Source organism: Halobacterium sp. CBA1126 (genome assembly GCF_009741975.1).
In the GTDB taxonomy this organism is placed as follows: domain Archaea; phylum Halobacteriota; class Halobacteria; order Halobacteriales; family Halobacteriaceae; genus Halobacterium.
In genome coordinates this window covers 1-10,794 of the sequence record NZ_WPCF01000088.1, presented here as the reverse complement: position 1 = coordinate 10,794, position 10,794 = coordinate 1, and the positions used below count along the sequence as shown (strand labels likewise).

The 10,794-nt window shown below is 70.9% G+C and carries 8 protein-coding genes and 2 pseudogenes; 4 read left to right on the top strand and 6 right to left on the bottom strand.

Going from position 1 to position 10,794, the window contains the following annotated elements; translation table 11 throughout:
• Positions 1-22: 22 nt before the first annotated feature.
• A pseudogene (locus GJ634_RS11625) lies at positions 23-217 on the bottom strand (TATA-box-binding protein); the annotation flags it as partial.
• A gap of 115 nt (positions 218-332) precedes the next feature.
• Here GJ634_RS11625 and GJ634_RS11620 point away from each other — a divergent pair.
• Positions 333-1,294 (top strand): annotated as a pseudogene (locus tag GJ634_RS11620) (TIGR01177 family methyltransferase).
• A 167-nt stretch (positions 1,295-1,461) separates the two neighbouring features.
• Positions 1,462-1,692: a hypothetical protein gene (locus GJ634_RS11615; protein ID WP_157502929.1), complete on the top strand. Its 231-nt coding sequence runs from the start codon at positions 1,462-1,464 to the stop codon at positions 1,690-1,692.
• 7 nt (positions 1,693-1,699) lie between these two features.
• Here GJ634_RS11615 and GJ634_RS11610 read toward each other — a convergent pair whose 3' ends face one another.
• Positions 1,700-2,047: a hypothetical protein gene (locus tag GJ634_RS11610; protein WP_331714137.1), complete on the bottom strand. Its 348-nt coding sequence runs from the start codon at positions 2,045-2,047 to the stop codon at positions 1,700-1,702.
• A gap of 55 nt (positions 2,048-2,102) precedes the next feature.
• Complete coding sequence (locus GJ634_RS11605) at positions 2,103-3,113, bottom strand: AAA family ATPase (protein ID WP_157502928.1); 1,011 nt, start codon at positions 3,111-3,113, stop codon at positions 2,103-2,105.
• Between the two features lie 147 nt (positions 3,114-3,260).
• Between GJ634_RS11605 and rnz the strand changes: the two genes are divergently transcribed.
• Positions 3,261-4,193: a ribonuclease Z gene (gene rnz, locus GJ634_RS11600; protein ID WP_157502927.1), complete on the top strand. Its 933-nt coding sequence runs from the start codon at positions 3,261-3,263 to the stop codon at positions 4,191-4,193.
• A gap of 1 nt (position 4,194) precedes the next feature.
• Here the strand turns inward: rnz and GJ634_RS11595 are convergent, their stop codons facing one another.
• Together GJ634_RS11595 and GJ634_RS11590 are read right to left on the bottom strand one after the other, a co-directional pair.
• On the bottom strand, positions 4,195-4,980 hold the full coding sequence (locus GJ634_RS11595) for a hypothetical protein (protein ID WP_157502926.1): 786 nt from the start codon (positions 4,978-4,980) through the stop codon (positions 4,195-4,197).
• 95 nt (positions 4,981-5,075) lie between these two features.
• The gene (locus tag GJ634_RS11590; RefSeq protein ID WP_157502925.1) at positions 5,076-5,852 is read right to left on the bottom strand and encodes a hypothetical protein; all 777 of its coding nucleotides are present in this window, start codon (positions 5,850-5,852) and stop codon (positions 5,076-5,078) included.
• 98 nt (positions 5,853-5,950) lie between these two features.
• On the opposite strand from GJ634_RS11590, the gene GJ634_RS11585 reads away from it, so the two are divergent.
• A complete protein-coding gene (locus GJ634_RS11585; protein WP_331714136.1) occupies positions 5,951-7,918 on the top strand; it encodes a DUF460 domain-containing protein in 1,968 nt (655 codons plus the stop codon).
• Positions 7,919-7,921: 3 nt separating this feature from the next.
• On the opposite strand, the gene GJ634_RS11580 is transcribed toward GJ634_RS11585, so the two are convergent.
• Positions 7,922-10,321: a DEAD/DEAH box helicase gene (locus GJ634_RS11580; protein WP_157502923.1), complete on the bottom strand. Its 2,400-nt coding sequence runs from the start codon at positions 10,319-10,321 to the stop codon at positions 7,922-7,924.
• Positions 10,322-10,794 lie beyond the last annotated feature (473 nt).

Here is a 10,794-nt window from a genome sequence, read left to right as displayed (position 1 = left end):
GTAGACTTGGCGACCGGTGTCAGACGATTTTGCCGGACCGGAAGATGAGCGCGGCGCTCTTGGGTCCTGCGTGCGGTAGACGACGGCCGGGGAACTGCTCAGGGTCGTAGTCGGCCCCCTCCAGGTCCATCGCGACGCTCTGGAGGTCGAGCTCCTGGCCGATGCCGGTGGAGGCGACCACGTTTTCAATATTGATGGTTTCCTTGGGGTCGGTCATCGTACGGTTTAAATCACGTATTTAAGGTTTATAAAGCTTGGTAGTCCGGGGAACAACGCCTCAAGTACCCCTCGATGCCGGCAGGCTGATTGCCCGGCGGCGCCCACGTCGCCACGTGTTCGTCCTCGAACTCGGCGGCGCCGACGACGAGTTCGCCGCCGCCGAAGCCCGCGCCGCCGCCAGCGACGTCCGCGTCCCCGCCCCCGGCGTCGCGCTCGCCAGCGACCTCTCCCGCGAGCGCCTCCGCGGCCTCGCGTACACTCACCGCGCCGGAGCTCACGTCGCCACCACCGACGCCGACATCGAAGCCGCCGTCGACGCACTCGAAGCCGCCGACGTCGACCGCGAGGGAAGTGTCGCGGTGCGCGCCCGCAACGTCCGCAACACGACCGCCGTCGACACCCAGCAGGCCGAACGCGAGCTCGGCGGCGTCCTCGTCGACGCCGGCTTCGACGTGGACCTCGAGGACCCCGACCACGAACTCCGCGCGCTGTTCTCCGCTGACCGCTGCTTCCTCGCGTGGCTCGCCGCCGAGTCCGTCCGTGACTTCGGCGAGCGCAAGCCCACCGACCGGCCGTTCTTCCAGCCGGGGAGCATGGACCCGCTGCTGGCGCGCGCGCTCTGCAACCTCGCCCGCGTCCGCCCCGGCGACGTCGTCCTCGACCCGATGTGCGGTACGGGCGGCGTCCTCATCGAAGCCGGCCTGCTCGCGCCCGCCCCCTCGGCACGGACGCCCAGTCGAAGATGGTCGCCGGCGCCAGCGAGAACCTCGCCGCGTACGTCCCCGACTTCGACGTCGCGCGCGCCGACGCCACCCGGCTCCCGCTCCGCGACGGCGCCGCTGACGCCGTCGTCTTCGACGCGCCGTACGGCCGCCAGTCGAAGGTCGAGACCCACGAGCTCGCGGACCTCGTCGCCGGCGCGCTCGCGGAAGCCCGCCGCGTCGCCGACCGCTGCGTGCTCGTCGCCGACCGCGACTGGCGCGAGCAAGCGCGGGCCGCCGGCTGGACGGTCGCCGAGCGCTTCGAGCGCCGCGTCCACCGCTCGCTCACGCGTTACGTTCTCATACTCGACTGACACGTCGATCGTCACAGCCTGCTAACCACTCCTCCACGCGCCGAACCCCGCGGAGACCCCGGAATCCCGTCCTCTGACGGACGAGTAGTTAGCTCGGCGACACGAGTGTACGGATAACTTTTTTGGCCACGTATTGGAAACGCTACGGTATCGACACAGACAGAGCTGTGCGTCTCTGTGCGGTCGCTGCCGCCGTCTGCCTGCTGGTGGGTGCCGGCGTCCAGACTGCTGCCGCGGGCGGCGAACCGACGGCGACGCGCGGGGACTCCGTTGACGCCGACGACGCCGACGACGCTGACGACGTCCCGGTCGCGCTCAGCATCAGCCCGAAGCGCGCGCTCGTCTCGCTGGCGTTCCTCGGCGCCATCGCTGCACGGAACCGACGAACGCCCACGTGACGGCGCGCTACCGGTAGCTGTCGCCGACGACGGCGACCGCGAACGACGCCGCGAGCACGACCAGCACGCTCGCCGTGTGCTCGTGGACCGGTACCAGTCCGAGCAGACTGATGGTCGCCACTGAGAGCACGTAGCCGGCGAAGCAGACGAACCAGACGCTCCCGTACGCCACCGGCAGGTCGTCGGCGGCCGCCGCCCACCCGACGACGAACCCCGGCGCGAGCACGACGAGCAACCGCCACCACGGCGTCGCCGGGCCGACGACGGCGTCCACGAGGAGGGTCAGCGGCAGCCCCACCAGCAGCACCGCACCGACGACGATTCCCACGCGCTCGAACTGGTCGGCGAGAGACACACTACGTCTCGGTGGCCGCGCGTAGAAAAACTACTCCTTCGAGGGTGCGCCGCCGCTACGCCTCCCGGCCGAGCTCTGCGAGCAGCCGCCCGACCTGGATCCGGTCGCTGTTCCCCGCGTGCAGGTCGAACTCCACCTCGCCCGCGAGCCGGTGGAGCTCCGCGAGCTCCTCGCCGTCGTACCGCGACCGCCCGACGCGCAGAATCTCCTCGAGGACCTCCTCGCCGCTCAGGCCGTCGTCGACGAGCAGGTCGTCGAGCGTCGACCGGGCGTCCGTGAACTCGCCGGCCTCCGCGTCGTCCAGCATCGACTCGATCTGGTCGTCCGCGCCGACGTCCTGCAGCGTCTCGTAGGCCGCGTTCATCGTGATCTCGCCCTCCTGCTCGGCCGTCGTCTGCGCGCCCAGCACGGCCTTCCGCAGGTCGCCGTCGGCGTACCCCGCGACGAACTCGATACCGTCCTCGTCGTAGTCGACGCCCTCCGCCTCCACGATGTCCCGGAGCACCTCCGTAATCTCGTCGGGGGTCGGCGACCGCACCGACACCGGGAAACACCGCGAGCGAATCGGCGGGATGAGCTTCGACGGCTGGCGGGTCGCGATGATGAACTGCGTCGCCTCGTGGTGGCGCTCCATCACGCGGCGCAGCGCCTGCTGGAAGTCCTCGCGGATGGCCTCGGCGTTGTCCAGCAGGATGGTGTTGTACTCGCCGGAGACCGGCGCGTAGCTCGCGGACTCCTTCAGCACGTGGTTGATGAGGTCGGCCTTCGAGGAGTTCCGCCGGCGCTTCGAGGAGATGAACTGCGAGAACCGCGGGTCCTCGCTGACCTCCTTCTTCGTCATCCCGAAGAAGTCCTGCACGTTCAGCTCCACGAGGTCGTTCTCCGCGTCCTCGTGGGCGTGCTCGGCGAGCGCGCGCACCGCCGCCGTCTTCCCCGCGCCCTCTGGCCCGTAGACGACGAGATTCACGGGCTCGTCGGTGGCGTCCCGCAGGCGGTCCCGCAGCCCCGCCTGCGGGAGGTCGGCCAGCGACGGCGCGTGCGCGTCGATCCACAGCGGCTCGTCCATTACCCGCAGGTAGCCGCTACGGGGCAAAGAAAGAGTCGGTCCGTCGGGCTACGTCGACGCTGGCGTCCCGACGAGCGTCCCGCCGTCACCCGTTCCGTCGGACGGCGCATCGGTGGGGTTTTGCGCGCGGCCCGCCGACGTTCTGGCATGACTCTGCAGGCCACCTTCCTCGGGACGAGTGGCGCCGTCCCCACGACCGAACGCAACCCCAGTTCGGTGTTCGTGCGCCGCGGGGGCGACGCCTTCCTCTTCGACGCCGGCGAAGCCACCCAGCGCCAGATGATGCAGTACGGCACCGGCTTCGACGTCTCCGACGTGTTCGTCACGCACGCCCACGGCGACCACGTCTTCGGGCTCCCGGGCCTCGTCCAGACGTGGGACTTCAACGACCGCGAGGACCCCCTGACGATTCACGTTCCCCGGGGCGTCCGCGGGAAGGTCGAGGACCTCGTGTTCGCCGTCGGCGGCGACGTCGGCTTCCCCGTCCGCATCAGCGAGGTCTCCGCGGGCGAGACCGTGCTGGACCGCCCCGAGTACGAGGTGCGCGCGTTCGACACCGCCCACCGCACCACCTCCGTCGGCTACGCGCTCGTCGAGGACGACCGCAAGGGCCGCTTCGACCGCGAGAAGGCCGAGGAACTCGGCGTCCCGGTCGGCCCGAAGTTCTCGCAGCTCCACGAGGGCGACGCCGTCGAACTCGAGGACGGCACGGTCGTCCGCCCCGAGCAGGTCGTCGGCGACCCCCGACCCGGCCGCAAGCTCGTCTACACGGGCGACACCAGCCCCCACGACGCCGTCGCCGCCGCCAGCGAGGGCGCCGACCTCTTGATTCACGACGCCACGTTCGCCGACGACGCCGCCGACCGCGCCGCCGAGACCGGCCACTCGACGGCCGGGCAGGCCGCCGAACTCGCCGCTCGCGCCGGCGCTCGCGCGCTCGCGCTCACCCACGTTTCCTCGCGGTACGCCGGCGACGCCCGCGAACTCCGCGAGGACGCCGAAGCCGTCGACTTCGACGGGAAGGTGTTCGTCGCCCACGACGGCATGACCTACGACGTCCCCTACCCGGACGCCGACTGACTCAGCGCTCGGGACGCCGGTAGGCGAGCACGGTCAGCACGAGCGCGGCGAGGAACGCGAGCGCGCCGACGGCGTTCAGCGCGAGTCTGGCGAACCCACGCGGCGACGGGCCGAAGTCGTCGGCGACGCCGGACGGCTGGACGACGTAGTACGTGTCGTCTCTCACGACGACGCTGTCCGTGAGCTCCCAGAGTCGTTCCCCGCTCTCGGGCATGTAGCCGGTGTCGCCGGCCTCCACGACCGCGTCGACGGCAGCCCGCTGGTGCTCCGGGAGACTCGCGTACAGCACGGCGTCGTGGTGGACGAGGTAGCGCGCGACCGCCTCCCGCGTCGCTTCGGTGGCCGTGACGCTCGTCTCGTTCCCGCTCGCGGCGGCGTCGATGCGGTAGTACCGCTGCGAGTCGTCGCCGACGACCGCGAACTCGTGGTTGGCGGCGACCCGTCGGAGGGTGAACGACGCGTCGGCGTCGCTCGTGCTCGCCGTCCCATTCTCGGTGGCGCGTTCGAGGACGCCGGCCGCCGCCTCCGGCACGCGGTACTCGTCGCCGTAGACCGCGTGCTCGTTGGCCTCGGCGAGGTCGTTCACGTCAACGACGTCGTCCTGGCCGACGGCGTACACGAGCCGCTCGCGGTCGCCGGCGTTCGCGAGGTCGACCGCGGACGCGTCGTAGGTGGTTCCAGACGCCGATTCCTCCGCGTCGACGAGGTGAGGGACGTACACGGGGTTCACGAGGAGGACGGCCGCGAGGAGGGCGAGGACCGCGGCGCGACGGGCGCGGGCGGACATCTCTGGACGGTGAACGTGTCGGCGTCGGTAAACGCTTTGTGGGGGCTGTGACAGGCCGCGAGCCGGCCCGAGACTGCGAAAACAGCCGAACTCGCTCAGTCGCGGGCGACCGAGTACGAGCGGACGGTCAGCACGAGGGCGGCGAGGAACGCGAGCGCGCCGAGGCCAGTCAGGAGGACGGAGGGGCCGCCGAACGGGGAGCCGCCGATGGAGTCGACGTGCCCCTCGTGTTCGAGCACGTGGTAGCTCTCGTCTTTCGCGACGACGCGCTCGGTGAGGTCGCCGAAGACGCCGGCGTGTGCCGGGCGGTGGCTGTCCGGGTCGGCGAGGACGGCGTCGACGGCGGCCCGCTGGCGTTCCGGGAGGCTCGAGTAACGGACGGCGTCGCGGTGAATCAGGTGCTGTGCGACCGTCTCGTCGTCGACGGCCGCGGCGCTGACGGTCGTCGTGCCGTCGCTCGCGGTCGCTTCGACGTGGTAGTACCGGGGTCCGGCACCGAAGTCGGTCACTGCGTAGCGGTAGTTCGCGGTGACTCTGTGGAGCGTGAACGCGGTCTCCGCGTCGCTCGCGGTCGCGTTCCCGGCCTCGATGGCGCGTTCGAGCAGTACCGCCGCGGCGACTGGCCTGCGGTACTCGCCGGCGTGGCCCGCGTGCTCGTCCGTGAGCGCCGCCAGTTCGACGACGTCGTCCTCGCCGACTGCGCGGACGATGGTGGCGTGGTCGCTGGCCTGCGCCGGGTCGACCGTCGTCGCGGAGTACACGTTCGCCGAGCGCGAATCGTCGGCGGGGAGGACGGGGACGTACAGGGGATTCGCGAGGAGCACGGCCGCGACGAGCGCGAGGACGGCAGCGTCGCGAGCACGTGTAGGCACACTGGAATGTCGACACCTCCGGGTAAACGCTTTGTGGGGCTCTGCCACCCCCGCCCCGCCGTGCGCTTATTAGCCGTCGCGCCCTACACTCCCGGCACGTGAGTACCCGCACGAGCGCTCTCGACGCCCGCGTGTTCGGCGTCGACGTGCAGAGCGGTGACGTGCGCGGGGACGCCCCCTCGTACGCGCTCGTCGTCTTCGACGGCGAGACGGTCGAACGCGACGTGGTGAGCCGCCGGAAGCTGCTGCGGCGCGTGGACAGCGAGGAGCCCGCGATTCTCGCGACGGACAACATGTACGAGCTGGCCGCCGACAAGGACCAGCTCGTGCACTTCCTGCGCGGGCTGCCCGAGGAGACGAAGCTCGTGCAGGTGACCGGCGACGAGCGCCCCGAGCCGCTCTCCCGGGTGGCCAAGCGCCACGGCGTCCCGTACGGGAAGCCGGCGATGGAGGAGGCCGAAGCGTCTGCCCGGCTCGCCGCGCGGAACGTCGGCTACGAGGTGTCGGCGTTCACCGACGAGACCACCGTGAAGGTCTCCCGGGGGCGGTCGACGGGCGGCGGTGGCGGCTGGAGCGAGGACCGCTACACGCGCCGCATCCACGGCTCCGTGAAGCGCGTCGCCCGCGACGTCGAAGCCGACCTCGACGACGCCGGCCTCGACTACGAGCGCGAGGTCACCGAGAAGTACGGCGGGTACGCCAACGCCGTCTTCACCGTGCAGGCCCGCCCCGAGGACATCCCCGTGAGCGGCCGGCGCTCGGGGGACACCCGCGTGGAGGTCGAGCCCGTGCGCCGGGACGGCATCGAGTTCAAGCCGCTCGCGCGCCGCCGCGACCGCGTGTTCGTCGGCATCGACCCCGGGACGACGACGGCGGTCGCGCTCGTCGCGCTCGACGGCCGCGTCCTCGACGTGACGAGCACGCGCACCGCCGACACCGCCGACGTCATCGAGTGGATCATCGAGCGCGGGCGGCCCGTGCTCGTGGCCGCGGACGTGACGCCGATGCCGGCGACCGTCGAGAAGATCCGCGCGAGCTTCGACGCCGCCGGCTGGACGCCCGACACGGACCTCCCGGTCGACGAGAAGCAACACCGCACCCGCGAGGAGGGGTACGAGGACGACCACCAGCGGGACGCGATGGCCGCCGCGCTGTTCGCGCGGGACGACCACGCCGACCAGATTCGGCGCGCCACCGAGGAGACGCCGCCGGAACTCGACCGCGGCGAGGTCGTCGCGCGCGTCGTCGGCGACGACGAACCCCTGACGGCGGTCGTCGACGACCTCACGGAGACCGACGAGCCCGAGGAGGAGTCCGTCGAGCACGAGCCCCGCGAGCTCACCGACGAGGAGCGCCGGATTCGGGACCTCGAAGCGCAGGTCGCCCGGCTCCAGGACCACGTCAGCGACCTCGAGGCCGAACTCGACGAGAAGGACGAGCAGATCGCGGAGTACGAGGAAGAGCTCTCGGAGGCCCGCCGCGAGGAGCGACAGGCGGCCCGCGAGCGCCGCGAGGTCACGAAGCTCCAGTGGGAGAACGACCGCCTCGAGACCGAACTCGAGGACGAACGCGAGCGCGCCGACGAACTCGAGGGGAAGCTCGAACGCCTCAAGGACCTCTGGAAGCTCGACCACTCGAACCTCGGGGACGTCGACCGCGGCGGCGACCTCGTCGCCGTCAAGCCCGTCGACCAGTTCACCGTCGACGCCATCGAGGCCGCCGACGACGAGTACGGCATCGCCAGCGGCGACGTCGTCTACCTCCGTGACGCCTCCGGCGCCGGCCGCTCGACCGCCGAACTGCTCGCCGACTTCGACCCCCGCGTCGTCCTCCGCTCCGGCGGGCTCTCGGACGCCGCCGACGAAGTCCTCTTCGAGCACGAGGTTCCGGTCGGTCCCGCCGACGACGTCACGATTCGGGAGGTCGACGAGCTCGCAATCGCCAGCGAGTCCGACGTCGAAGCCGTCGTCGAGGACTGGCGCGAGCGGAAGGCCGAACGCGAGCGCGAGCGCAAGGAGAGCATGGTCGACTCCATCATCAGCGAGCACCGCGCCGACCGCGACTGACCGCTACGCGTCCGGCCGGTAGTCGCTGCCGACGACCTCGCGGATGCGCTCGGCCGTCACCTGCCCGACGCCGTCCGCTTCGGTGAGGTCGTCCTCGCGGGCGGTCATCACGGCCTCGACGGTGCCGAACTCCTCGAGCAGTGAGCGCGCCGTCACGGGGCCGACGTCCGCAATCGAGGAGACGACGTACTCCTGCTGTTCGCCGAGGGTCTTCGCGGCCTTCTCGCCGTGCGCGCTCACCTCGCGGTCGTTTTGCGTCTGCTCGCGCTCGGCGATGGTCTGGACCATCTCCGCGGTGTCGTCCTCGCCGCGCGTGTGCACGACGCTGACCCCCCAGTCGACCGCCAGCGACGCCAGCGCCGCGCGAATCGCGTTCGGGTGGACGTCCCGCTCGGCGTACACGTCGCCGTCGCCCTCCAGGAGGAGGACGGGCCGCGTGTAGTGCCGCGTCAGGTCCTTGGCCTGCTCGAAGATGGAGCGGTCGCCGCCCAGCAGGGTGTCGAGGAAGTCGCCGTGGGTCTTCCGCTCGACGGCGACGCGGTCCGAGAGCACGTAGTCGCCGACGGAGAGCGTCTCCAGCCGGGTCTCCACGCCGTCGCGCTTCGAGAGGTCACGCGCGATGTTCGAGTCGAGCTCGCGCTGGTCGACGACGACTTCCACGGCCTCGTCGTCGCCGCTGTCCGCGCGCGCCGCCACGCCCTCGTCGTCCTCGCTGCCCTCGACGTCGTCGGGGTCGGGCGCGTCGAAGTCCGTGAGGCCCGCCTGGGCGTCGTCCGGGGCCGCCTCGCCGCCGTCGGCCTCCGCGGGCTTGGCCCCGTCGCCGTAGTCGTCGAGCGCGCGCTGGCTCTCCCCGAGGTCGCCCTCGAGGTCGTCGGCGACGTCTTTCAGCTCGCGGAGCTCGTCCTCCATCTCTTGCTCGCGGCGCCGGCTGATCCAGAAGTACGCCTCGTCGCGGGTGTCCTCGGCCATCAGCACGACGACCTTCCCCTCCGTCTGGCGGCCCGTCCGCCCCTTCCGCTGGACCGAGCGAATCGCCGTCGGCACCGGCTCGAAGAAGAGGACGAGGTCGACCTCCGGCACGTCCAGGCCCTCCTCGGCGACGCTCGTGGAGACTAATACCTCGAACTCGCCGTTCCGGAACTCCTCGAGGGTCTCCCGCTGTTCCTTCTGGGTCATCCCGTCGCTGCCGTCCGCGTCGCCCTGCCCGACGAACCGCCGCGCGTCGAAGTGCTCGCCGAGGAACTCGGTCAGGGCCTCCGCGGTGTCCCGGGACTCCGTGAACACGATGACGCGCTCGCCCTCTTCGATGCCCAGCGTCTCCGCGAGCAGCATCCGCGCGCGCCGGAACTTCGGGTGGAGGCCGTCGAACGCGTCGGCCTTCCGCATCGCCTCCTTCACCTTGGGCTCGGAGACGAGCCGCTGGCTCGCCTTCGACGCCCCCGACGACCGCGCGGCGTTCCGCTGGCGCTCGAAGTATCTCCGTACCGATTCGACGCTCTGGGTCTCCACGAGCTCGACCGCGCGCCGGAGCTTCATCACCTCCGCGTGAATCGACATCCCCTCGTACCCCTCGCTCTGGTCGTTGTCGATGAGCTCCTGGAGCTTCGCGCGAATCTCGTTCAGGTCCTTCTGGGAGACGTCCGGGCTCGAGACCCGCGTCACGCCGAGCTCGCGGAGCTGCTCGAGGCGGTCCTCGATGACCTCGTTGATGGCGTCTCGGACCTCGATGACCTCCTCGGGGAGCTCGATGCGCTCCCACTGGACGTCCGTGTCGTACGTGTGCTCGGCGACGTCCGCGTCGTCCTCGGTCATCACCTCCACGTTCCGCACGCCGAGGTTCTCGCAGACCGTCCGGATGTCCTCCTCGTTCCCACCGGGCGACGCGGACATCGCCGTCACCAGCGGGCTCGCCGCGTCCGCGTGGTAGCGCTCCGCGATGTACGTGTACGCGTAGTCCCCGGTCGCGCGGTGGCACTCGTCGAACGTGCAGTGCACGACGTCCTCGAGGCCGACGCGCCCCCCGACGAGGTCGTTCTCCACGACCTGCGGGGTCGCCACCACGACGCGCGCGTCCCCCCACATCTCCGTGCGGTCCTCGGGCCGGGTCTCCCCCGTGAACACGACGACCTCCTCGTCGGGAATCTGGAGGGCCTCCCGGTAGAACGCCGCGTGCTGCTCGACCAGCGGCTTCGTCGGCGCCAGCAGGAGCGCCTTCCCGCCCGCGTCGTCGGCCAGCCGGTACGCGGTCACCAGCAGGCTCACCGTCGTCTTCCCCAGCCCCGTGGGGAGGCAGACGAGCGTGTGGTCCGCGCGGGCGGCCGCAGCGAGCTGCAGCTGGTACTGGCGCGCCTCGATGACGCCCTCGGCCAGCATCGGGTGGTCGACGTACGCGGGCTCCGACATTCGCGCAATCGTACGTCGCTCACGTGGTTAAGGGTTCGCGTAGCGCGGTGAAAGTGGCTAGGTGGGGTTGGGCGGCTCGTCTGTCACTGTGGCGCTAGCGACTACTCCGTCGTCACTGACGCCTCGAAAGCCCGCCGCCCCTTTCAGTCCGCCCGTAGCTGGTTAGCCAACTGGCGACGGGCGGATTGAAAGGGGCGAGGCTGTAGACGAAGGCGCGCGACGCAAGCACCGCAGGAACGAGCACAGCGAGTGACGAGGAGCGCAGCGAGCGCACCGAGTCTACAGCCTCGGGGCTTTCGAGGTGTCGGAAAAGATCGAAGCGGCGACTCCGAGACAGAACTCACACCACGAACAACACGAGCCACATCGCGGCCGCCGAGCCCAGTGAAATCGTGGCGTTGTCGTCGATGACGTAGCCGCGGACCACGGGCGTGGCGCCGTCGGCGACCGTGGCGGCGAGCGCGCCGGCGGCG

Coding starts and splice junctions, on each gene's coding strand:
- rnz (WP_157502927.1), top strand. CDS start 3,261: ATGACTCTGCAGGCCACCTTCCTCGGGACGAGTGGCGCCGTCCCCACG.
- GJ634_RS11595 (WP_157502926.1), bottom strand. CDS start 4,980: ATGTCCGCCCGCGCCCGTCGCGCCGCGGTCCTCGCCCTCCTCGCGGCC.
- GJ634_RS11605 (WP_157502928.1), bottom strand. CDS start 3,113: ATGGACGAGCCGCTGTGGATCGACGCGCACGCGCCGTCGCTGGCCGAC.
- GJ634_RS11580 (WP_157502923.1), bottom strand. CDS start 10,321: ATGTCGGAGCCCGCGTACGTCGACCACCCGATGCTGGCCGAGGGCGTC.